Below are 23203 nucleotides of genomic sequence, written 5' to 3'. Positions count from 1 at the left end.
ACCTGGGTGCCGACACGAAACGCCATGCGCCCGCCCGCCTTCAGGTCTTTGCACCGTCCCTACGCCAGTATGAACTGGATCAGGTTCAACGGGTCACTGCGCATGAAAGCAGAATCTCAGCCCCTTGACGGGACACCCCTGGTGAATGGCGACAGGAAAAAACACCCCCGGCCTTTTGTCAAGACCACGATCCGCGCTTGGCAAAGATGCCCAAATGGCGCATTCTTCCGTTAGTTGCAATTAACCTATTGGCTTAGGCGAATATTATCGTTTGCGTCGTAACGATAAGCACAAACCATCCTGATGTGAGATTCATGGGAGATACGTCTGAATGAACGCGACTATACGTGAAATACTGGCGAAATTCGGCCAGCTTCCAAGCCCCGTCGATACGATTGCAGATGACGCCGATCTTTACGCGGCTGGCCTTTCTTCCTTTGCTTCCGTGCAATTGATGCTGGGAATAGAAGAGGCATTCGACATCGAGTTTCCGGATAACCTGCTGAACCGCAAGTCATTTGCCAGCATCAAGGCCATTGAAGACACCGTTAAGCTCATTCTGGATGGTAAAGAGGCAGCCTGATGAACGTGACCGTCGCGCCGCAGGATAACACGCTGTCCGCGCGCGCGGGCCGTGTCGCAATCGTAGCCGCCAAGCATGCGGATGACGTCGATGTTGCCGGTCGGTTTCCACAGGAAGCCATCGACGCATTGCGTGCAGAGCGCTTGCTCGGCATCCAGATACCCTCTCCTCTCGGCGGCGAAGGCGCGAGCCTTCAGGAGATCGCCAATATCTGCGCCCGGCTCGGCCAGGCCTGTTCAGCGACGGCGATGATCTTCGCCATGCACCACATCAAACTTTCCAGTCTTGTGGAACACGGGGTGGACAGCGCCTGGCACACCGGCTTCATGCGCCGGGTGGCCGGTGAGCAACTGCTGCTCGCCTCGGCCACCACTGAAGGCGGCATCGGCGGCAACCTGCGCAATTCGATCTGCGCGATTGAAGTCGAAGGCGACAGCTGCCAGCTGGAAAAGGATGCGACCGTTATCTCCTATGGCAGCAATGCCGACGCGATCCTCATCACCTCGCGCGCCCACAAGGATGCAGCGCCCGCCGATCAGGTGATGACCGTCTTCCTGAAAAACCAGTACACGCTCGAAAAGACCCACACCTGGGATACGCTCGGCATGCGCGGCACCTGTTCGGACGGCTTCCTGTTTCGCGGGCAAGCGCCGGCAGCGCAGATTTTCCCGAAGCCCTTCGCGGAAATCGCTGCACAATCCATGCTTGCAAGTTCGCATCTGCTGTGGAGCGCCGTCTGGTACGGTATTGCCTCCGACGCGGTGCTGCGCGCCCAGTCCTTCGTCAGGGCCGCAGCCCGCAAGTCGCCCGGCACCGCCCCTCCCGGCGCTATTCGCCTTGCGGAGGTTTCCAGCAAGCTGCAGGTGGTGAAGTCCAACGTCATCGCTGGCGTCAAGGCCTATGAGGACACCAAGAGCGACCCGGAAAAGCTGATGTCCATGGCTTTTGCCGTCGCCATGAACAACGTGAAAATCTGCTCTTCGGAAACCATTCTTGAAATCATCGATCACGCCATGCTGGTCTGCGGCATCATGGGCTACAAGAACGGCACGCCCTATAGCCTTGGCCGACACCTGCGCGACGCGCATTCCGCACGCCTGATGATTTCCAATGACCGGATTCTCGGCAATTCCGCCAACCTCCTGCTGGTTCACAAGCAGGACACGAGCCTTTTGGGATAAGACCATGGACATGCAAACATCGTTCCTCGATCGACTGTTCGAAGAAGGCCTGCTGATTGAAACGGGTGTGGATGGTCTTTATGGCCGCAGTGGCCAGTTTGAGGACGTCATTGCCGCATTCGAGCGGCTGATCGACCGAACCGGTGGTGCCGACGGTGCCGAGGCCATCCGTTTTCCGCCCGGCATCAACCGCGCTTACTTCGAAAAAAGCGGTTACATGAAGAGCTTCCCGCAGCTTGCCGGCACGGTCCATTCCTTCTGCGGCTGCGAACTGGATCATGTCAGCCTGCTGAAAACCATGGATGAGGGAGGCGATTGGACCAAGGACCAGAAAGCAACCGACATCGTGCTGACGCCAGCAGCCTGCTATCCGCTTTACCCGACAATCGCCAAGCGCGGCGCGCTTCCCGCCGGCGGCGGTCTCTATGACATCCAGTCCTATTGCTTCCGCCACGAGCCCTCCAGAGACCCCGCGCGCCAGCAGCTTTTCCGCATGCGCGAATATGTTTGCATGGGCACCGAGGCGAACGTCACCGAATTCCGCCAGACCTGGATGGATCGCGGCGTGGAGATGATGAAAGCGGTCGGCCTTGAGGTCACCATCGATATTGCCAACGATCCCTTCTTCGGCCGCGCCGGCAAGATGCTCGCCAACAACCAGCGCGACCAGAACCTGAAATTCGAACTGCTGATCCCCGTGACATCAACGACCAACCCGACGGCCTGCATGAGCTTCAATTACCATCAGGATGCCTTCGGCCAGAAATGGGGCCTCAATCTCGCAAACGGCGAGGTCGCGCATACTGCCTGCGTCGGCTTCGGGCTTGAGCGCATCGCGCTTGCACTGTTTGCCCATCACGGCCTGGACGTGAAGGCATGGCCTGCGCCTGTCCGGGAAACGCTCTGGGGCTGATCATTCATGCGGCAGATTTTTCCCGGTCTCGATCCAAAAAACTATGTGCAGCATCCACTCCATTCCTCCGAGAGAATGTGGCCGGAGACCAATTGCTACATCGATTTGTGGATCGAGGTGCTGGCCTCGAAGGGCTTGGCCCCGGAAGCCATGTTCGGGTTCACCCTGACGCAGGATTTCGAAGGCGACCAGTTCACCTTTTTCAAGGTGCCGTTGGAGGATCTGGAGGCGCTTTATGGCGTCCGCGCCACCGAGCTTGCGATCTTCGACACAGTGGAAAACCACATCGAGGCGCAACTGGAACGCGGCCGCATCTGCCTCATCGAGATGGACAGCTTCTACATGCCCGACACCCATGGAGTGGGCTACCGGAAAGAACACGGCAAGACCACCATCGCCATCAACCGGCTTGATCTCGACAAGCGGGAGCTGGACTATTTCCACAATGCCGGCTTCTTCCACCTCTCTGGCGAAGACTTCGACGGGTTGTTCCAGCATCATCTCACGGAGACGGACCCGCCCTTCCTGCCCTATACGGAATTTGCCAAATTCGCGGACAATAATCCTTCGCCGGCGCATAGTCGAAAGACTGCCCAACGGCTGCTGAATTTTCATTTCACAAGGCGGCCCTCGACCAATCCGGTAAGGGCATTCGCAAAGGTATTTCCGACCCAGGTTGAAAAGGTCGCCGACCGGCCTTTCGGTTTTTTCCACAAATATGCCTTCAACACGCTGCGCCAGCTTGGCGCCAATTTCGAATTGTTGGCAAGCCATCTCGAGTGGCTGGATAAGGACGACTATGCAGCAGCGAGGGACCACGCCCTGCGCATAGCCGAAGTCGCCAAGACCGTGCAGTTCCAGCTCGCGCGCGCCGTCACGCGCCGCAAGTTCGATGCGCTGGCTTCAGTGCTCGATCCGGCCGCCGATGCCTGGGATGGCCTGATGGAATGCCTTGGCAAAAAACTGACCGATGCCAGCGAGGCAGCGTGAGGATTTACCTGCCGGGCGAAAGCGAAGAGCTGCTGAGCGAGGGCTGGACGCTGACGCTGACATCGGCCGATGCCTTTGAGACCCCATCCGATATTCCCGCCTCGATCGAAGGCCTTCATGTCTCCGTTCCAGGGACCGTGGCGCAAGCCTTGGAAACGGCCGGAAAATTCGACCGCCTTGCTCCACATCCCCTCAATGACAGGGATGCCTGGTATCGGCTGACGATGATTTCAGGCGCCCGTGAACGGGCCACCCTGCGCTTCGATGGTCTTTCCACCATCGCTGAAATCTTCCTGAACGGTGAGTTGATTGCCGCTGGCCAAAGCATGTTCGAAAGGCTGGAAGTGCCCGTCGAACTGACAGGCGCCGACGAGCTTGCGATCTGCTTCCGGGCGCTTGCCCCACGGCTCGAGAAAACCGGTCCCCGCGCCCGCTGGCGGCCGCAGATGATGAATAGCCAAGGGTTGCGGCTGGTCCGCACCACCGCGCTGGGTTACATGCCTGGCTGGTGCCCGGAAATCCACGCCGCCGGTCCGTGGCGGCCCATCAGCCTGATACGGCAGAACGCCGTACTCTCATCGCTCCAGTCTTCGCTCCAGGGCGATGGAACGGGAATTATCCGCATCACACTGCAAACGCAACGCCCGATAGAAACGGCAAAGCTCGTCTGCGCCGGTTGCAGCGTCGATCTCTCTGCGGACGAAAGCGGCAAACTTTCGGGGGAACTGCGGCTGCCAGAGGTCGAACGTTGGTGGCCGCACACTCACACCCAACCGGCTTTGCATGACGTTATTGTCGAGCTGGATGGCGCACAACATCATCTCGGCCGAACCGGTTTCCGGCAGATCGAAGTCGATCGGGGCGAAGACGGCAATGGTTTTGGCCTGAAGGTGAACGGTCAACCCATCTTCTGCCGAGGCGCGGTCTGGACGACGGCCGATATTGTACGCCTCCCCGGCACGAAGCAGGATTACGAGCCCTGGCTCAGGAAAGCAGCCGAGGCAGGCATGAACATGATCCGCATCGGCGGAACCATGGCCTATGAGACGCCGGAATTTTTTGCGCTTTGCGACGAACTCGGCATCATGGTCTGGCAGGATGCGATGCTCGCCAATTTCGACTATCCGGCAAAAGACGAGAGCCTGCGCCAGCATATCGTCACGGAAATCGCGCAGTTCCTGGAAGCCACCGCACTTTCCCCATCGCTTGCCGTTTTCTGCGGCGGCAGTGAAATATATCAGCAGGGCGCGATGCTCGGCCTGCCGGAACAGATATGGAAGGGAATGCTGACCGAGGACGTGCTGCCAAGCCTCCTCGCAGAAAAACGGCCGGACGCAGCCTATGTTGCAAACTCGCCCTCCGGCGGTGCATTGCCTTTCTTCCCCAATGCGGGCGTTGGCCACTATTACGGCGTCGGCGCATATTGCCGGCCGCTGGAAGATGCCCGCCGGGCAAATCTGCGCTTTGCCGGCGAATGTCTCGCCTTCTCCAACATCCCTGAACAGCAGACGTTGGACAGATATCTTCCCGGCGTCGCCGTGCATGATCCACGGTGGAAGGCCCGCACACCGCGCGACCGTGGCGCCTCCTGGGATTTCGAGGATGTCCGCGATCACTATCTGAAGCTGCTTTATGACGTTGAACCTGATGTCCTGCGCCGCGAAGACGGCGGCCTTTATCTCGACATGTCCCGGGCCGCGACGGCAGAGGTCATGGAGGCGACTTTCGCCGAATGGCGGCGCAGCGGTTCCTCCTGTCAGGGCGCTCTGGTCTGGACATTGCAGGACCTCGTTCCCGGTGCGGGCTGGGGCATCATCGATGCCTCGGGCAGGCCGAAGTCGGTGTGGCACGCCCTGAAAAGGGCATTTCGCCCCATTCAGGTCAATCTGCTCGATGAAGGCACCAATGGGCTCGATATTCAACTCATCAACGAGACCGGCAAGGCCGTCGAGGCCATGCTCGAACTCACCTGCCTGCGGGACGGCAATCAGCCCGTCGTTCATGCCAAGCGATCAATTACGCTGCGACCGCGACAGAGCCAGACCATTGCTGCGACCGACCTGTTCGGCGCCTTCTTCGACACGACCTATGCCTATCGCTTCGGCCCGCCGTCCCATGACGTCACGGTTGCCAGACTTCGCGATGTCGCGACCGGACAGATCCTTGCCGATGCATTCCATTTTCCGCTCGGCCGCAAGAAGGCGCTGCATGCCGCAAACATTCAGGTCACGCTCCGTGAGACGAGCGGCAGCTGGCACATCGACATCGGCGCAGACCGGCTGGCGCAATCCGTCCACATTGCGGCGGACGGTTACCACGCCAGCGAAAACTGGTTCCACCTCGCCCCGGGCGAAACCAGAAGAATAGGCCTCGTGCCGGATATAGCGACAGTCGGAAGCCCTCCATCAGGAGAGGTGATGTCACTGGGCTCCAGCCGCCGGTTTTCCTTCTAGGGCGAGCCGCCTCACCGCATCAATGAACGTTGCCTTGGCTTCTGGCGTCGACAGGTTGTGGTCAGCGTCGGGAATGATCGTCAGCGATACATTCTGATAGACGGACAGCCCCCTGCCATCGGCATCGAAATAATACTGGAAGTGCTCAAGACCGTCATCGTTTTCGCTGTAGAGCAGATGAACGGCGGTATTGTTCGCTTTCAATCTGTCGAAAGCACCATAAACGGCGCGCCCTTCCTCGCTGCCCCGGCGGAAAAGCCTCGCGGTTTTTGTCGAAAGCCGCTTGAGCGTCGCCTTGACGATGTTCAGCCCGGCGCTCACCACGTCGACGTCGCCGCTGATGAGGCGCTTGAACGTCGCACCCTGTCGAAAACGCTGGCTGTATTCCCCAAAGGACCGGGGCCGCTTATGCAGCGCCTCGTCCACAGAGCGGCCCTTGCGCCAATGGAAAACAACCGGATTGACGGCTACCACAGCGCTGATCCGGTCATCGGCAATCGCGCCGTTGAAGGCGAGATAAGCACCGCTGCACCGTCCCGCCGCAATGATCGGCCCATTGGACCGCTTGCTGAGAAAATCGAGCGCGGCAGACACATCGTCATTCTGCGCGACATCGTAAAGAACCTGCTCGGGCACGTTTTTGACGGGAGGGCTGTCAGCAATATTGGCCGCGTCGAAGCGAAGCGATGCCACACCCTCCGTCGCGAGGGCGCGGGCCATCTGCACGGAGAGCCTGCCCCACCCCGCGTGGCGATCATAAGCAGCGCCAAGCAGGAGAACCGAGGATACCGCTTCGCCATTTTCAGGCCCGCAAAAGACGCCGAAGAGTCGACCGCCTTCGCAAAATTGTACCGGTTGCTCGATGAAACCCCGACCGACTTGTGGCGCATTGAGCACGATGTCTTCACCGACTTGGAAAGTGCTCGAAACATGGGTCTGGGACAGAATCCAGTTCACCAGCCGGTTCACCACATCGCCAGATATTTTTGAAAGCGTCGGGCTTGAGACAAGATCGTCGTAGCCTGCAAAAGCGGCCTCCTCCACCGAACCGCCGATAGCCTGAAGATGCCTTGCGAAATCCGCATCGGTCACACGACCGGGTCGCGAAAGGACCAGAAGTGCACCTGCCGGAGCGGTGGTCAGGTTGGAAAGATTGGTCTTCCTGATCGCATCCGCTACACCCAGGGGCATAACCATGCCGGCGATTGAGCCGGCGTCGGTCATTCGTTGCTGAGGCAAAAGACCCAAACCGTCATCGATCATGGATGACCACATCGCCACCTCACGCAGATACGCGCGGCCGGAAACGACGGGTCCCAAAAGCGCCATCGCGCTTACGTCGGCCGAGGTGGCAAACGCCTCTGACGCGATCAGGCAGCCTAGTCCCTGCGCCACAACCACGACCTTGGCGCATCCCGAAACGCGTTTCAGATGAGTTAGCGCCGCGCGCGCGTCTGCAATCCAGTCGGCCGCGCGGCCCGCATCGTCAGGATCAAGGGCATCACCCGCGCCAAGATAGTCGAAGCGCAGGCTTGCAACGCCGCGCGCCGACAGCCTCTCGGCCAGAACACGCTGAAACTTGCGGCTGCACAGCTCCTCCATACCCCAGGGACTGACGAAAAGAACAGCATGGTCCTGTCTCACATCCCCGGGGGCGGGATGAAAAATTCCGGTCAGCCCGCCAAAGGACACGGGATGCGCAACCGCCCCATTCGCAGCGTCGCCCGAAAGCAACAATGAATCGAAAGAACGGTCGCTGCCTGCATGCTCTGAAATATCTATCGCCATCGACCTTGCCATCGTTGCGCCAGTGTCCGGCTCAACCGTTACGGGATCATCATATCGGAGCATCACAGTGCCTGTTCTACAATAAAAACAACAATATTAGCGAAATCTAAAAATACAGTCTCATTTATATCGCCTACGCCCGCATGTTGCAAAAGCAAACGCAGGAAGGCACAGAAGTCACGCCAGTTCCGCTATTTTGCTCGAAACCGCTTGAATATGCTGATAAATAGCGAGTCTCATTCCCATTTGCAGGAGGAGGTTGCGCCCCCCGCCACCGGATCGTCTAGACACCGCGCAAACCAACACGCCGGGCCTCGCCCGACAGGTCATAGAAGTTTTACATGGAACAAAGCCTTACGCGTTATATCTGGTCGCACACAAAGCGGCAGCAGCTTTTTATTCTGCTGATCGTGGCCCTGTCCATGATCCCCTATTTCCTGGCATTCGACCTGCCCAAACAGATCGTTAATGGTCCTATTCAGGGCGACGGGTTCGAAGGCGCGAATGCAACGCAGCTCTTCATGCATCTCACGGTGGATATTCCCTATTGGGGCACCGTGACCTTGTTTCCGGGCCTTGAGCTCAACCGCATGTCGATGTTGATGGCGCTCAGCCTCACGTTCCTTGCGCTTGTCATTATCAACGGCCTCTTCAAATATTACATCAACACCTACAAGGGCCGGCTTGGTGAACGGCTTTTGCGGCGTATCCGCTTTGAGCTCATCGACAAGATTTTGCGGTTCCCGCCCTCCCACTTCAAGCGGGTCAAGGGAGCGGAAATCTCCAGCATGGTGAAGGACGAGGTGGAGCCGCTCGGCGGCTTTACCGGCGACGCCTTCGTCCAGCCGGCGCTTCTCGGCGGTCAGGCGCTGTCCGCGCTGTTCTTCATCCTCGTCCAGAACTTCTGGCTGGGCCTGATCGCAGCTTTCATGGCGGCGATCCAGGTCGGCATCATTCCGAAAATGCGCCGCCGCCTGATCGAACTCGGCCGCCAGCGGCAGCTGAGTGCGCGTCAGCTTGCCGGACGTATCGGCGAAATGGTTGACGGTATCGGCACGATCCATGCATATGACACGTCCAACTACGAGCGCGCGGATGCTTCCCATCGCCTCGGCGATATCTTCAAGATCCGCTACGATCTCTACCAGTGGAAGTTTCTGGTCAAGTTCATCAATAACTTCCTTGCCCAGCTTACCCCCTTTTTCTTCTATGCGCTCGGAGGCTATCTCACCCTCAAAGGCAGCCTCGACGTCGGCCAGCTCGTCGCCGTCATTAATGCCTATAAGGAACTTCCCGGCCCTCTGAAGGAGCTGATCGACTGGGATCAGGCCCGGCAGGACGTGCAGGTGAAATACGAGCAGGTCTTCGAACAGTTCGATGCGCCGAACATGATCGACGAGAAGGTGCAGAAACTCTCGCCGGGCGCCGTCGCGGCCATCAGCGCACCGCTCGTCGTCGCCAATCTGACGCTGGAAGACGATAGCGGCAGCCGCCTTCTGGAGCAGGCTTCGCTGAAGATCGAACCGGGCGAGGTGATCGCGATCGTCGGCGGGTCCGGAGCCGAGGCGCTTGCGGATGCGATCGGCCGCACGCTCTGGCCGATATCGGGCAAGATCAGCCTCAATGACGTCGACATCCTGGAACTGCCGGAATCGCTGACGGGGCGACGGATTTCCTACGTGTCGTCGGACAGCTATTTCTTCCACGCCAGCCTGAAGGATAATCTGCTTTACGGCCTGAAACACGCGCCTCTTTCGGACAAGGAGTATGAGGGCGCCGCACTGGAACACCGCAAGTGGGAAATCCGTGAGGCGAAGATGGCGGGAAATCCGCTGATCGACATCAACAGTGAATGGATCGACTACGCCTCTAGCCCCGCAGGCGACGGCCGCCCGGAAAATCTGATCCAGGCCATTCTAGACGTACTCGACAGCGTCGAACTCTCCCAGGATATTCTGGAGTTTGCCCTGCGCTCCTCGATCGATCCTCTGACGGACCTGCATCTTGCCGCCCGTATCGTGGAGCTGCGGCATGTGCTGCGTGCCGAACTGGAAAAGGAAAACCTGAGCGGCCTTATCGCTCCCTTCGAACTGGAGAGCTACAATAGCGAGGCGACGGTCGGTGAAAACCTGCTGTTCGGCACCATGCGCGACTCGTCGCAATCCATCAGGACCGTTATCGAAAGCGATTATTTCCGCTCGCTGATGCGTGAAACGGGGCTCGTCAAAACCCTGTTCGAAATGGGGTACACAATCGCGGAAAACATCGTGGAAATCTTCGCCGACCTGCCGGGAGACCACCCGTTCTTCCAGCAGCTGACCTTCATGACGCCGGATGACATTCCGGTCTATCAGCAGATGCTGCAACGTCTTCAGAGCCGCAGTTTCGACGAGGCCAATGAAAACGAAAAACGGGCGATGCTGCGGCTCAGCTTCTTCTACATCGAACCTCGCCAGCGTTTTGGTCTTCTGACGCCTGAGATCATGAACAGGATAGTCGAGGTCCGGCACATGTTCCATGAGAACCTGCCCGACAGCTTGAAAAACGTGATCGAAATCTACGATCCAACCAAATACATGAGCGCGACCAGCCTTCTGGACAACATCCTCTTCGGCAAGGTCAGCCACCGTTACACCGACGCCTCGCGCCGCATCACCCGGATCGTGGCCGATGTGATGCGCAAGCAGGGCGTTTACGAGCGGGTGCTGGCCGTGGGTCTCGATTTCAACCTCGGCGCCGGTGGCAAGCGGCTCGGACCACTCCAGCGCCAGAAGCTCAACCTTGCAAGGGCGCTTATCCGCAAATCCGACTACTACGTCTTCAACCGCCCTCTCCCGGGGCTCGACCCAAGACAGCAGGAAGAAATCGTCGAACGCGTCATCACACTCCTGAAACAGAACAACAATAATCCGGCGATCATCTGGGTTCTGTCGAACGCGCATCTGTCGCGCCTGTTCGAGCGGATCATAGTTGTGCACCAGGGGTCGATAACGGCTGACGGAAGTTTCGAGACTTTGACCGAGGAAAACGGTACATTCAAGGAAATGGTCGCGACATAACGTAAACAATGTGGCCGAGGTGGAACAGGAACAGGGTAAGACAATGCTGTTTAAAGACGAAATTCAGATGCTGAAGCGGGTTCCGTTTTTTTCGGAAATGGAGCCATCGAAACTCAAGCTGCTGGCATTCGCATCAGACCGGGTCTCCTATCACGCTGGCGATACACTGTTCCGCCAGGGTGATGTGGGCGATGCCGCCTATGTTCTTCTTACCGGCAAGGTGGATGTCTTGGTCGATTCCCCGTCTGGCACCCTGAAGGTCGCCGAAATGACGGGAAACGCCATCGTCGGCGAAATCGCCATCCTGTGCGACAGCGTCAGAACGGCGACCATTCGTGCCTCCACCAATGTGGAAGCCCTGCGCATCGGCAAGGAGCAGTTCTTCAAACTGATGTCGGACTTCCCCGATATCACGATCAAGGTCATGCGCGTCCTTGCCGAACGCCTCACCCAGACCACGGCAGAACTCAGCAAAGCGCGTACCACCTCCAAAACATGAATGGCATATCTGTGCTACCGGACGCGGCGACATTGGAAAAATAAATGTCGTACTATTGCAATATAAATGAAATGCTGACTGAATAAGGGGAAAGGCGGCCGCTCCAACGAGGGCGGATATAAGAATCTATAGAGACAACGGGCTTCATGGGAGGAAAGCGTGCAAGTTTCCGTTGTTATTGGGGTGTGCCATGGCGTTCAATTCCGACACAACACGTCGGGAAAGTAATAGGAATTTTCGGGTAAAGATCTGGGGTGCGCGGGGAACGCTTCCCGTTTCAGGTGAAAACTTCCGAAAATACGGCGGGAATACCATCTGCATCGAGGTGAGATGCGGTGATCACGTTCTGTTGTTCGATGCGGGTTCGGGCCTTCATCCGGCGGGTCTTGCCCTGCGCGCCGAAGGCGTCACCGACGTCAATCTCTTCTTTTCCCACTGTCACTACGATCACATCGTCGGCTTTCCCTATTTTAAACCCTTCTATAACAGCGCCAATGACGTTGCCATCTGGTCGGGCCACCTCTGCGGCTCCATGACGACGAGGGAAATGCTCAAAGACTTCATGAGCCCCCCCTGGTTCCCGGTCCCACTGGAGATTTGCTGCGCGAAGATGGCGACGCGGGACTTCCTGCCGGGCGATGTGCTCGATGTTCATCCCGGACTCTCGATCAGAACCGGCATGCTCAATCATCCCGGCAACGCCGTTGGGTACCGTCTGGACTGGGAAGGAAAGTCGCTGGCCATCATCACCGATACGGAGCATGAGCCGGGACAAATCGACGAAAACGTGCTCGAACTGATCAGGGACGTCGATCTCTTTCTCTACGACGCCATGTTTACAGATGAGGAAATGGGTCTTTACCGCGGTTATGGCCACTCTTCCTGGCAACAGGCGATCCGTCTTGCCAAACTTGCCGATGCCAAGAATGTCGGCTTCATCCACCACGCGCCCAGCCGCAGCGACGAGGAACTGGATACTATCGTCAAACTGGCGAAAGCCGAGTTCAGCGGTGCGTTTGCCGCCATGGATGGCCAGATTATCGACATCTAAGCGAGCCAATCTGATATGGCTGTCGCCGGCGCGATAGTTTTCCCGGCGCCTATGAAGTAGCTTCATTGGAGCGTGCGATCGAACACGCACAATTGACCGCATGCGATCGATTGCTCCACGATATTGCCACGAGGCGGCCCGCATTAAGGGGCCACCACATCATACTGCATTTTGATTCCATGCCGTGAAGGCTATCTGACGGGACTTGCATGATCCGTTTCTTTTCAGAAACCAATTTGAGACGTGCCCGGATCCTCTCCGGCCTCATCATATTTTCTTTCGTTTTCTCCCATCTTTTCAACCACTCCCTCGCGCTCATCTCGATCGACACTGCTGAGCGCGCGCGCAAATGGTTCAGCCTGATCTGGCTCAACCCTGTCAGCAGCCTGCTGTTTTACGGTTCGGTTCTGGTTCACGTCTGTCTCGTGTTGCGTTCGCTCTACCTGCGACAGACACTGCGCATGCCGCTACGGGAAGCGCTGCAGATCGTCTTTGGCCTTTCGATCCCATTCCTGATCATCAGCCACGCGGTCAACATCCGCGTGTCGCATATGATGTATGGCATCGATGTCGGCTATTATTCGGTGGTGCGGCGGCTCTGGATCAACAATCCCATGGGCGGCGCCTGGCAAAGCCTCGCCTTGGTTGTCATCTGGGTCCACGGATGTATCGGCCTTTATTTCTGGCTGCGGTACCGGGACTGGTATCCGCGCATCGCCGGCCTTTTCATGACCGTGGCGGTCATGCTGCCGCTTCTGGCGCTCCTGGGCTTCAGTGATGCCGGCCGCTGGCTTCAGGAAATAGATCAGAAATATGCTCTTCCACCTGGGCTGATGGACAGCACCATCCAAAGAGACGAACTGCCGCTGCAGCGGGAGATGGAGACCCGGATCAGTTTCGTCGCAGGCACAATAGAAGCGGTTTTCGCCGGCGCTGTTCTCCTCGTCTTCATGTTGCGTGGGGTGCGCAGTTTTCGCCAACGATTGACCGCCATCGGCATCAACTACGAACATGGCGCGCAGGCGCGCGTTCCGGCGGGGTTCAGTATTCTCGAAGCGAGCCGGCTTGCGGGCATCCCGCACTACTCCGTCTGCGGCGGCAAGGGACGGTGCTCGACCTGTCGCGTCAAGGTTTTGCATAGCAATGGGCCGCTTCCCCCGCCCGGCGATATCGAACAGACAACGTTACGGCGCATTCATGCCGATTCCGATGTGCGGCTGGGCTGCCAGCTGCGCCCGACCAAAGATCTGGATATCGCACTTCTGGTCTCACCGCCCCAGCAAAGCGACCTGCCGGCAGATGCCCAGCCGGCCAGGCCTGGCCGCGAAGAGGAAATAGCCATCCTCTTCTGCGATCTCAGAAACTTTACAACGCTATCCGAAGCAAAGCTTCCTTATGACGTCGTCTTCCTGCTCAACCGCTATTTCACCATCGTCGGCCAGGCCGTCGAACATGCGGGCGGCCATCTGGACAAATTTATCGGCGACGGCGCCATGGCGCTCTTCGGACTGGGTGACGATGCGGAGAATGGCTGTCGCGATGTCATGAAGGCGGCCGCAACCATTTTACGCGATATAGCAACGCTTAACGAGGGGCTAGAAAAGCAATTTTCCGTCCGGCTGGACGTGGTGGTCGGCATTCATTCGGGCCCGACCATCGTCGGCGTCATGGGATACGGTGCGGCAAAAACGCTGACCGCCATCGGCGATACCGTCAATGTTGCAAGCCGGCTCGAATCCAAAGCCAAGGAATTCGGCGCCGCCATCGTGGTTTCCGAACCTGCCATCATTCAGGCGGGGCAGCCGATTGCCGATCTCAGAAGCGAACAGATCGTCATTCGTGGCCGTAATTCGCAGATGGAGGTCTTCCTGCTTTCTGCAGAAGAGAGCCAACGCTATCTATGAAATAGCGCCGTGCCAGGCATGGGCGACCGCCGGCATCAGATCTTTCTGTAAAGGAAATAGCGGTCCGTCGGCACGCTTTCCGGCACCGGCAACGGCTTCAGCATGGCGTGATCCAGAGGCAACCCGCTGATCGCGACGCCGCCCTTCGCCAGCATGCCGGCCGCAAGATCGGGTAACCAGGTAAGGGTCACGGCATCCTTTTCGGGGTACCCCGTACCGATATCGGCGTGCACCATGGCCGCCTCCGCGCCGATAAAGGCTGGGGCGGTTTGCGCAATTTCACCAATCACGAGATCGCCCTCCGCTGGAACCGAGGAAGCGTGTGCGCCCATGGCCCTGTCGAAGGCAATGATGCGCCGGTCGGGAAAAAGCTCTCGCAGATGATTGAACGTTCGCCCGTTTCCGAGCCCGATTTCCATGAGCGCCCCCTCGCGCGGCAAGTCGAGATCAGCGGCGACATGATTAAGGATGTCCCGCTGCGCGCTCAGCCGTCGAATGAAACTGTCCAGTCTGCTCATGCTATCAGGCCTTGATAATGTGTTTTGCAGCGATATTACGCCGCGCGAAGACATTGCGTGTGTCGATGATTAGGGGTGACCATGTGCTCAGGGCGGCATAGTCGACATCATCGTGGTCGGTTGCCACAAGAACCGCGTCGAAGCGGCCAATTGTGGCTCTGTCCCACGCCACCGATTTCATGCCCATGAGATGACTGTATTCACGCGTTTTCGGGATTTCGGCAACGAAAGGATCGAAATAGGCAGCGTCGCCGCCACGCTCCTTGATAATCTCGAGCAGCTTGAGCGAAGGGCTTTCGCGAATGTCGGGCACGTTCTTTTTATAAGCGAGCCCAATCACCAGCACCCTGGAACGGCTGAGCGCCTTGCCGGCATGAATATCGAGCGCTTCGGCAAGCCGGCCGATGACATGCCTCGGCATGCCGGTGTTGATTTCGCCGGCAAGCTCGATGAAGCGCGTGGGCAGCTCGTATTCCCGCGATTTCCAGGTGAGATAGAATGGGTCGATCGGGATACAATGGCCGCCGAGACCCGGACCTGGATAAAAAGGCATGAAACCAAACGGCTTGGTTTTTGCCGCGTCGATGACTTCCCAGATGTCGATACCCATCGCCTCGTAGACGACCTTCAGTTCATTGACGAGGGCGATATTGACGGCACGGAAGACGTTTTCGGTGATCTTCACGGCCTCGGCGGTGGCGTTGGTCGAGACCGGAACGATTTTTTTGACGACTGAGCCGTAAAAAGCCGCCATCAGCTCGCCGGCCGCGACCCCATCGCCGGCAACGACCTTGGGGATCGTCGAGGTCTCGAAATCGCGATTGCCGGGGTCTTCACGTTCGGGTGAAAAGCCAAGGAAGAAATCGACGCCAGAAACAAGCCCGGTGCTTTCCAGAATGGTCTTCACCACACCATCAGTCGTTCCGGGATAGGTAGTCGATTCCAGAACTATCAGCTGTCCCTTGCGCAGATGGGCGGCAATGTCCCGACAGGTTTTTTCAACGTAGGAGAGGTCCGGCTCACGATATCTGGTCAAGGGCGTCGGCACACAGATGGCGATGACGTCGCATTCGGCCAGTCTGGAAAAATCGTTGGTTGCGACGAAACCGTCGTCCTGCCGGACATCGCCGAGCACCTCGTCCGAAACCGCCTCGATATAGCTTCGACCGGCGTCGATCGCCGTGATTTTACCGGGATCGATATCGAAACCCACAACCTTGAAACCGCCCCTGGCGATCGTCATGGCAAGCGGCAGGCCGACATAGCCAAGCCCGATCACGCCAGCTTTGGCGCTTTTGTTTTGAATGCTGGAAAGCAGGTTCTTGGAGATGTCTGGGGAAGTCAAAGCGTGTCACGCTCCGCGCATGTGCAAAAGATGCTTCTCAGTTGGGCAAGAATGAGGAGCCTGTCAAGGCTCGGCCCTTTCAAATTCCGGTTGACGCCCAAGCCGTCGGCAACGCACAACCATCGCCATGAAGATCGCCTTTTATGCGCCGCTCAAATCGCCCAACCATCCCGTTCCCTCCGGCGACCGGCTGATGGCACGTTTGCTGATGAAGGCGATGACGATGGGTGGCCATGAGGTTTTTGTCGCTTCCGAGCTGCGCAGCTTTCTGAAACAACCGGACGATCCGGCACGGTCATCGCTTGCCGATGAGGCCAGGCTCGAAATCGAAACGATCACGGAGCTATGGCGTCAGGACGGCGCACCGGACCTCTGGTTCTGCTACCATCCCTATTACAAGGCCCCGGATCTGCTCGGACCGGAACTGGTGAAGCGTTTCGGCATCCCCTATGTCACGGCCGAGGCATCCTATTCGCCGAAACGCAACGATGTGGGTTGGCAGGCGGTTCAGGACGCGCTGCTCGCCGCACTGAACGGGGCCGCGGTCAATATCTGCTTTACCGCGCGGGATCGTGAAGGGCTTGTACGCGCTTCCCCGAGCCTGCAATGGGCCATGTTACCACCCTTTATCGACGCCGGGTCGTTTCGCGGCAAGGCGCCTCGGCCACAGCCATCAAGGCTCATCACCGTCGCCATGATGCGCGCGGGCGATAAGCTCTCAAGCTATCGTAGCCTGTCCGAAGCGCTCGCTTTATTGCCTGAAACTCTCGGCTGGAGGCTGGACATCGTCGGCGACGGCCCGGAACGCACGGCCGTGGAGACCATGTTCAGCGCGTTTCCCGATCACCGCCTCGTCTGGCATGGGGAAAAGAGCCCGATGGACATCGCGGCACTTCTTTCAAGAGCATCCCTCTACGTCTGGCCGGGCCATGGCGAGGCTTATGGTCTCGCCTATCTCGAAGCGCAGGCTGCCGGCCTGCCCGTCGTGGCCGAAAAAGTGGCCGGTGTTCCCGAAGTGGTAAAATCCGGCACAACAGGATTACTGACACCGGAAAATGATACAGCCGCTTATGCCGAGGCGATCAAGACCCTGCTCGGCGATGACAGGCAGCGTGAGGAACTGGCAAAAGCGGCCCGCCAATTCGTCATCAATGAACGATCTCTGGAAAACGCCGCAACGAAGCTGAACCATATCCTTTTGCAGGCAAAGGCGCGACGATCATGAGTCTGGAAAAACTTAACGCGGCATTGGATGAATGCAGCCGGCGCGGCATAAAGGCCGATCTCTGGCTCCGGGACGACGATGCGGTGGAACCGACACCGGCACTCGAAACGCTGCTCGATCTCTGCGCCGACTTCAGCGTTCCAGTGACGCTCGCGGTCATTCCCGAAAAGACGACGGAGAAACTCGCACGCCGTCTTGAGGCTTCTCATATCGCGAAGGTTGCCGTCCATGGCTGGTCGCACACGAACTATGCCAGCGAAAAAGAAAAGAAGCAGGAACTCGGATCGCATCGTGAGGCGGCTGTGGTGCTTGACGAATTGCAGTCCGGGCTTGAAAAGCTGCACGATCTGCATGGCAGCCGTTTCGTGCCAATGCTCGTGCCACCATGGAACCGCATCGACGCCGGTATCGTGGAAAGGCTGGCGGGTCTTGGCTACCGCGCCCTCTCCGTTTTCGGTCCGGAGAAACCCGGTCTTCCGCCACGCCTGAACACCCATGTTGACGTGATTGACTGGCACGGCAGCCGAGGTGGTCGCGACGCTGATGTGCTATTTGCAGAAACCGCCGCCCGTATTCTGAGCGCAGCCGAAAGCGGCGCAACGACCGGGATCCTTGCCCATCATCTCGTGCATGATGGCGCGGTTTGGGGTTTCCTGAGACGGCTTTTTGAGGTCACCTGCGGTCATCCGGCCGCCCGCTGGCGGTCTTCGAAGGACCTCATCGACAACCTCTCACCATGATTTCCAGGCGATGAGTATGCCGCTCGCCGCGTTCGAAAGTGTGCGTCTGATCGCCTCGACCTCTTCAAAGGGCGCGCGATCCGGCAGAGACGCGGCGACGAAACCCGCCGGCGCAAGGTTGATGCTTCCCGCTCGCGCTGTGATGGTGAAGATCAGCGGGCCTGTGGACCACCAGGCCGGCGCACGCGGCATGTCCCTCAAAATCCCTGGAAATGACTCGAGCATCTTGCGGAAGACCGGATGGCCAGCGGGTGTGGCAATGAAGGAATTGGCAAGCAGCGTGCTGCCCTGCCCCGTGTCGCGCGGCGTTTTTTCATCGAACACCGTCAACCCCACCAAAGGGAGAAAGGCGTCAAAGCTCACATCGTCGCTGGCCGGATACCAGTCGCAGTCAAGATAGATGCCGCCAAAACGCTCCAGCAGGATGTAACGGGCAACATCCACCGCGCCCGGATAATCGGCTTCATCCAGCATCGCCTTAAAGACGCCGTTCGATAAAACCCCTTCCCGCTCCAGATCGGCCTCGCGCCAGAGGCGATAGTCATAGCCGTGCTTAGCAGCGTGCGCCGCCCACGCCTCAACCGACACGGGGGGCGCTTTGTTTCCGATCCATATCTGGTGGATACATCTTGGCACAGGCTCGCGGCTTTTGAGGCTGATCAAGCGGCGCTCCTCCGTGGAAAACCGCGCATATTTCTCCAGCGCCTGCGGCGGCGGAACCAGCGTATATTGATACCCGATCCTGGCGACCAGATCACCTTCGGCCTTGGCAAGCCGCAACCTTGCCGCATGCAGCCGGCGCGGCAGGCCAAGCACGGTCTGCTCCCCCATCAGGTGCGCATCTTTTGCTGCAGCCAGTGATAGGAGAAGCGCATGCGCTTCCGCATATTGGCCCTCAGTTTGCAACTGACGGGCTTTCTCCAGCTGGCCGTCGTAATATTTCTTATCGGGCATGGATCCTCGTTCAGAAAGGCTCGTTAACTTATCGTCAAACAAAAGGCATGAGGCAGGCACCGCATTTCGGAAGCCGGCTTTGAATTCGCTAAACAATTCATTGTTTCAGAGGCATAGACAGACAACAAGCCCTACGATAACGTGAATTTAAGCCCTCCTGAGCAATTGTCACAAGGCAACGATAGAGAGACGGCAAGGAACACTTTGGCATGAGCGCTGGCGCAGATTTGCTCCGTATCGAAAATCTGCGGGTCTCATTTTCTCTCATGGGCGGCACCATCGATGCCGTCAGGGACACCAGCCTTCGCATTCTTCCGGGAAAAGTGACCGCCTTGGTGGGCGAATCCGGCTCAGGCAAGTCGGTCATCGGCCAGACGATCATGGGCATTCATCCCAAGACGGCGCGGGTGAGCGGCCGCGTGCTCTTTACCGATCCAGAAAATGCCGCCGCCGGCCCCGTCGATCTCTTGCAATTGCCGAAGGATGGACGGGAAATCCGCTCGATCCGCGGCAATCGCATCGGCCTGATCTTTCAGGAGCCCATGACCTCCTTTTCGCCGCTGCACACAATCGGCAACCAGATCGATGAAGCGCTTCGCATTCACAGCATTCTGTCACCGGCAGAGCGTGCTGAAAAAATGTACGAGACCCTCGACCTCGTCGGCTTTTCGAATCCAAAGAAGGTCGTGAACATGTATCCGTTCGAACTGTCGGGCGGCATGCGACAGCGCGCGATGATCGCCATGGCGCTCATCTGTCGTCCGGCACTTCTCATCGCCGATGAGCCGACGACCGCGCTTGATGTGACGATACAGGCGCAGATTCTGAAACTGCTGCGCGATCTTCAGAGCCGGCTCAACATGAGCATGCTGCTCATCACCCACGATCTGGGCGTGGTGGCAAACATCGCCGACGAGGTTGCCGTGATCTATCAGGGCGAAATCATGGAAGCCGGCACCGTCAACGACATTTTCAAGGCGCCTGCCCACCCTTATCTGAAGGGGCTGATGGCGGCTGTGCCTCACTTCGACATGAAGCCGGGCGAAAGGCTGAAGGCGCTGCGTGAAATCAACATCGACCACGAAAGTCTGGTCGGCAAGAAGACCGCCGCGGTTAACAAGACCCCCGGCCCGCTGCTGACGGTAGACAATATCAGCAAGACCTTCACGACCCGCAAATCGAGCTGGTTCCGCAAAGGCGCTGCCAATGCGACGAAGGCTGTCGATAGCGTCAGTTTCGAAATCCGCCGTGGCGAATGTCTCGGCCTGGTCGGCGAAAGCGGCAGCGGCAAAACAACCGTCAGCAAAATCCTGATGCGCGCGGTTCGCCCCGATGAAGGCTCGATAACTTTCCATCGGAAGGAAGGCGATATCGATGTGCTCAATGCCAAGGACGGCGAGCTGAAAGAGCTTCGCTCGAAGATACAGATGGTCTTCCAGGACCCGATTTCCTCGCTCTCGCCGCGCATGACCATCGGCAACATTCTGAGCGAACCGCTTGAAATCCATGGACGCGGCGACGCCAAATACCGGGCGGAAAAAGTTCGTGGTCTGGTCAGGGCGATCGGCCTTGGCGAAAGCGCACTGAACCGTTATCCGCACAGCTTCTCCGGTGGCCAGCGGCAGCGTATCGGTATTGCCAGGGCGCTGGCACTCGGACCGGAACTGCTGATCTGCGATGAACCCGTTTCTGCCCTCGACGTGTCCGTGCAGGCACAAATCCTCAATCTACTGAAGGACTTGCAGCAGGATCTCGGGCTGACCTATCTCTTCATCTCGCACAATCTGGCGGTCGTGGACTATATGGCGGACCGTGTAGCTGTCATGTGTGAAGGCCGTATCGTGGAGCTGGCGCCGCGCGAGAGCCTGATGCGCGCTCCCGTCCACCCCTATACAAAATCGCTGCTCGCAGCCGTGCCCTTCCCCGATCTCGATCGCCCGCTTGATTTTAGCACCATCGGCAAAATCAGCGCGACGGGCAAATTCGACTGGGGCAAACAATTCCGGGATGACGGCGACGGCCAGATGGTTTCAGCCGACCTCGGCGAGGGTCATTTCGTGCTGGCCAACGGCAATGCCGATATCCGGGAGCTTCGCCCTTGATCACGCGTCGCACCACCCTTGCCCTTCTGGCCTCCGTTTTTATGCCGGCCTTTGCGCGCGCCGCTTATGTTGATCCTGACTACTTCAAGGAAAAGCGCGAGAAAGGCGAATTACCGGGCGTCGCCGACCGGCTGCCGAAAAACCCGCGTGTGATCGACGTGAAAGCGCTCGGTCGTGAGCCCGGAAAACACGGCGGCACGGTGCGCATGCTGATCGGTGGGCAGCGAGATATCCGCCTGATGCCCATCAGCAACTATGCCCGGCTGGTCGGATATGATGAGAAATTCGAGCTGCATCCGGATATCCTCGAAAGCTACGAGGTCCAGGAAGAGCGCATCTTCACCTTCAAGCTGCGTGAGGGCCACAAATGGTCCGATGGCAGCGATTTCACGTCAGAGGATTTTCGCTATTTCTGGGAGGATGTCGCTCTCAATAAGGAAATCCACAAGGGCGGCCCGCCAATCGAGCTTCTCGTCAACAACAAGCCACCCCAGATCGAGGTGATCGACAAGCTGACCGTTCGTTACAGCTGGGATGGCCCGAACCCGGATTTTCTGGCGAAGCTTGCGGCAGCGTCGCCGGCGCGGCTGTTCTTGCCAGCCGCGTACATGAAGCAGTTCCACGTCAAATATCAGACGCCGGAAAACCTGGCCAAGCTCATCAAGAAAAACAAGGCGGATGACTGGAGCGGGCTGCACATCAAGATGTCGCGGCAGGTGCGCCCGGAAAACCCTGCTCTGCCAACGCTTGACGCCTGGCGCAACACCACCGCACCACCGGCCGAACAATTCGTCTTCGAACGCAATCCCTATTACCACCGCGTCGATGAAAACGGGCTGCAACTGCCCTATCTCGACCGCTTCCTGCTGAACGTCACCTCATCCGATATCATTTCCGCCAAGACAGCCTCGGGCGATAGCGACCTGCAATATTTCGGCCTTGATTTTGCCGATTACACGTTCCTGAAGGACGCGGAGAAGCGTTTTCCCCTGAAGGTTAATCTCTACAAGCGCTCCCAGGGCTCGCGCATCGCGCTCCTGCCAAATCTCAACTGCGCTGATCCGGTCTGGCGAAGCACGTTCCAGGACGTGCGTGTGCGCCGTGCTCTGTCGCTTGCCATCAACCGGCACGAAATCAACATGGTCTGCTTTTACGGGCTCGCCAAGGAAAGCGCCGACACCGTTCTACCGGAAAGCCCGCTTTACCGGCAGGAATTTGCGGACGCCTGGAGCGTCTTTGACCGCGCAGCGGCAAATAGATTGCTCGATGAGGTCGGTCTCGACAAACGCGACGATGCCGGCCTTCGTCTTCTGCCGGACGGCCGCCCGGCTTACATTATCGTCGAGACCACGGGCGAAAGCACGCTGGAAACCGACGTGATGGAGCTGGTCACGGACCACTGGCGGCATATCGGCATCGCGGTTTCCGTTCGTCCTACCCAGCGTGATGTTTTCCGAAAGCGCGCCATGGGCGGCGAAGTCTTGATGTCGGTGTGGATGGGGATGGATAATGGCGTGCCCACGGCCGACATGCTGCCGTCAGGGCTTGCCCCCACAGGCGACGACCAGCTTCAATGGCCGGTCTGGGGCATTCACTATCTCTCGGGCGGCCGCGAAGGTAAAGAGCCCGACCTGAAGGAAGCCGCCCATCTGCTCGATCTCCTGAAGACCTGGCGCAGAAGCGTGACAGAGGAAGAACGCGAAGCGATCTGGCTGGAAATGCTTGGTGTTTACACCCAGCAGGTCTTCTCCATCGGCATTGTCAACGGCGCGCTGCAACCGGTTGTTCATGTGAAGCGCATGCGAAACGTGCCGGACAAGGCGCTTTTCGGTTATGAACCGACATCCTATCTCGGCGTCTACATGCCGGATACGTTCTGGTATGACGGAGAGGCCTGA

General features: G+C 58.4%; 17 protein-coding genes and 1 riboswitch. Of the genes, 13 read left to right on the top strand and 4 right to left on the bottom strand.

Translation table 11 applies throughout. The annotated features are described in order from the left end of the window. Positions 1–38 precede the first annotated feature (38 nt). Positions 39–150, bottom strand: a riboswitch (TPP riboswitch). Positions 151–331: 181 nt separating this feature from the next. The 5 genes from ACUTJJ_RS02815 to ACUTJJ_RS02795 are packed head-to-tail and all read left to right on the top strand — an operon-like array spanning position 332 to position 6120. Next, positions 332–583, top strand: a complete 252-nt coding sequence (locus ACUTJJ_RS02815; protein ID WP_063948438.1) for an acyl carrier protein — start codon at positions 332–334, stop codon at positions 581–583. Continuing rightward, positions 583–1764, top strand: coding sequence for an acyl-CoA dehydrogenase family protein (locus ACUTJJ_RS02810; protein ID WP_296071338.1), 1182 nt, complete (start codon positions 583–585; stop codon positions 1762–1764). Before ACUTJJ_RS02815 ends, ACUTJJ_RS02810 begins: the two co-directional genes overlap by 1 nt. 4 nt (positions 1765–1768) lie before the next feature. Next, positions 1769–2677 (top strand): amino acid--[acyl-carrier-protein] ligase, encoded by a 909-nt coding sequence (locus ACUTJJ_RS02805; RefSeq protein WP_063948434.1) that lies wholly within the window; start codon positions 1769–1771, stop codon positions 2675–2677. Positions 2678–2683: 6 nt separating this feature from the next. After that, positions 2684–3667: a DUF1839 family protein gene (locus ACUTJJ_RS02800; protein WP_445541223.1), complete on the top strand. Its 984-nt coding sequence runs from the start codon at positions 2684–2686 to the stop codon at positions 3665–3667. Continuing rightward, positions 3664–6120, top strand: coding sequence for a beta-mannosidase (locus ACUTJJ_RS02795; RefSeq protein ID WP_445541222.1), 2457 nt, complete (start codon positions 3664–3666; stop codon positions 6118–6120). The genes ACUTJJ_RS02800 and ACUTJJ_RS02795 overlap by 4 nt, the downstream gene beginning before the upstream one ends. Here the strand turns inward: ACUTJJ_RS02795 and ACUTJJ_RS02790 are convergent. Further along, the gene (locus tag ACUTJJ_RS02790) at positions 6088–7908 is read right to left on the bottom strand and encodes an alpha/beta fold hydrolase (protein ID WP_445541221.1); all 1821 of its coding nucleotides are present in this window, start codon (positions 7906–7908) and stop codon (positions 6088–6090) included. The two genes, ACUTJJ_RS02795 and ACUTJJ_RS02790, sit on opposite strands and share 33 nt — an antisense overlap. Positions 7909–8249: 341 nt before the next feature. Here ACUTJJ_RS02790 and ACUTJJ_RS02785 point away from each other — a divergent pair, with 341 nt between their 5' ends. From ACUTJJ_RS02785 to ACUTJJ_RS02770, 4 genes are all read left to right on the top strand, one after another. Continuing rightward, positions 8250–10967, top strand: coding sequence for an ABC transporter transmembrane domain-containing protein (locus ACUTJJ_RS02785; protein WP_445541220.1), 2718 nt, complete (start codon positions 8250–8252; stop codon positions 10965–10967). 43 nt (positions 10968–11010) lie between these two features. Further along, positions 11011–11466, top strand: coding sequence for a cyclic nucleotide-binding domain-containing protein (locus tag ACUTJJ_RS02780; RefSeq protein ID WP_063948480.1), 456 nt, complete (start codon positions 11011–11013; stop codon positions 11464–11466). A 190-nt stretch (positions 11467–11656) separates the two neighbouring features. Then, a complete protein-coding gene (locus tag ACUTJJ_RS02775; RefSeq protein ID WP_144579231.1) occupies positions 11657–12517 on the top strand; it encodes an MBL fold metallo-hydrolase in 861 nt (286 codons plus the stop codon). Between the two features lie 209 nt (positions 12518–12726). Further along, positions 12727–14421 (top strand): adenylate/guanylate cyclase domain-containing protein, encoded by a 1695-nt coding sequence (locus ACUTJJ_RS02770; RefSeq protein WP_445541219.1) that lies wholly within the window; start codon positions 12727–12729, stop codon positions 14419–14421. 35 nt (positions 14422–14456) lie between these two features. Here ACUTJJ_RS02770 and ACUTJJ_RS02765 read toward each other — a convergent pair whose 3' ends face one another. Then, positions 14457–14939, bottom strand: a complete 483-nt coding sequence (locus ACUTJJ_RS02765; RefSeq protein ID WP_063948420.1) for a class I SAM-dependent methyltransferase — start codon at positions 14937–14939, stop codon at positions 14457–14459. Between the two features lie 4 nt (positions 14940–14943). Next, positions 14944–16284, bottom strand: coding sequence for a nucleotide sugar dehydrogenase (locus ACUTJJ_RS02760; RefSeq protein ID WP_404496028.1), 1341 nt, complete (start codon positions 16282–16284; stop codon positions 14944–14946). A 127-nt stretch (positions 16285–16411) separates the two neighbouring features. Between ACUTJJ_RS02760 and ACUTJJ_RS02755 the strand changes: the two genes are divergently transcribed. Both ACUTJJ_RS02755 and ACUTJJ_RS02750 read left to right on the top strand, forming a co-directional pair. Beyond that, positions 16412–17509 carry a glycosyltransferase family 4 protein gene (locus tag ACUTJJ_RS02755; protein WP_445541218.1) on the top strand — a complete coding sequence of 366 codons (1098 nt, stop codon included), beginning with the start codon at positions 16412–16414 and terminating at the stop codon, positions 17507–17509. Beyond that, on the top strand, positions 17506–18249 hold the full coding sequence (locus ACUTJJ_RS02750; protein ID WP_445541217.1) for a polysaccharide deacetylase family protein: 744 nt from the start codon (positions 17506–17508) through the stop codon (positions 18247–18249). Before ACUTJJ_RS02755 ends, ACUTJJ_RS02750 begins: the two co-directional genes overlap by 4 nt. On the opposite strand, the gene ACUTJJ_RS02745 is transcribed toward ACUTJJ_RS02750, so the two are convergent. Further along, entirely contained in the window at positions 18241–19203 is a 963-nt protein-coding gene (locus tag ACUTJJ_RS02745) for a glycosyltransferase family 32 protein (protein ID WP_445541216.1), read from the bottom strand. The genes ACUTJJ_RS02750 and ACUTJJ_RS02745 overlap by 9 nt on opposite strands. A 209-nt stretch (positions 19204–19412) precedes the next feature. Here ACUTJJ_RS02745 and ACUTJJ_RS02740 point away from each other — a divergent pair, with 209 nt between their 5' ends. Together ACUTJJ_RS02740 and ACUTJJ_RS02735 are read left to right on the top strand one after the other, a co-directional pair. After that, positions 19413–21305: an ABC transporter ATP-binding protein gene (locus tag ACUTJJ_RS02740; RefSeq protein WP_445541215.1), complete on the top strand. Its 1893-nt coding sequence runs from the start codon at positions 19413–19415 to the stop codon at positions 21303–21305. Continuing rightward, positions 21302–23203, top strand: coding sequence for an ABC transporter substrate-binding protein (locus tag ACUTJJ_RS02735; protein WP_445541214.1), 1902 nt, complete (start codon positions 21302–21304; stop codon positions 23201–23203). The genes ACUTJJ_RS02740 and ACUTJJ_RS02735 overlap by 4 nt, the downstream gene beginning before the upstream one ends.

This window comes from Agrobacterium sp. DKPNP3 (genome assembly GCF_052686535.1).
The sequence above is the reverse complement of the archived record's forward strand: the minus strand, read 5'-3'. Positions and strand labels throughout refer to the sequence as shown.